Below are 498 nucleotides of genomic sequence, written 5' to 3' on the forward strand. Positions count from 1 at the left end.
CGCTGCTCGAGGCCGAAAACCGGATCCGGGCGCTGCTCGGCGACTACAAGACCGCGGTCGCCGACGGGCGGCGGGTCGCCCAGCGGTCCGTCTACGACACCACCCGGATCGACACGAAGCGGCTCAAGGCCGAGCAGCCCGACGTCTACGCCGCCTACGCCACCACGTCCACCGTCAACAAGCTCATGCCCTGCAAGGAGTCCAAGTGAGCACCGTTTCGAATGCCGTCGCCCGCCGCGACGCCGGCCCGGCCGCCCTCGTCGAGCAGTACCGCGACGACCTGGCCATGGTCGCCCCCGCCCACGTCAACCCCGACAAGCTGTACCGAACCATGATCGGCCTGCTGCGCGGCAACGAGGCGCTCGCCCGGGCCGCCGGAGCGAACCCCGGCTCGTTCATCGCCGCCGTCTTCGAATGCGCCGAACTCGGCCACCGACCCGGCGACACCTACCACTTCGTGCCGTTCGGCAACAAGGTCACCGGCATCGAGGACTACAA

The 498-nt window shown here is 69.5% G+C and carries 1 protein-coding gene and 1 pseudogene; both read left to right on the top strand.

Going from position 1 to position 498, the window contains the following annotated elements:
- Positions 1 to 209, top strand: a 209-nt coding sequence (locus ADL29_RS08270; RefSeq protein ID WP_211274271.1) for a hypothetical protein, incomplete at its 5' end; no start/stop codon positions are given.
- Positions 206 to 498: pseudogene (locus ADL29_RS08275) on the top strand (recombinase RecT); the annotation flags it as partial. The gene ADL29_RS08270 and the pseudogene ADL29_RS08275, both read left to right, overlap by 4 nt.

Origin of the sequence: Streptomyces chattanoogensis, from assembly GCF_001294335.1 — a bacterium.
GTDB classification, from domain to species: Bacteria; Actinomycetota; Actinomycetes; order Streptomycetales; family Streptomycetaceae; genus Streptomyces; species Streptomyces chattanoogensis.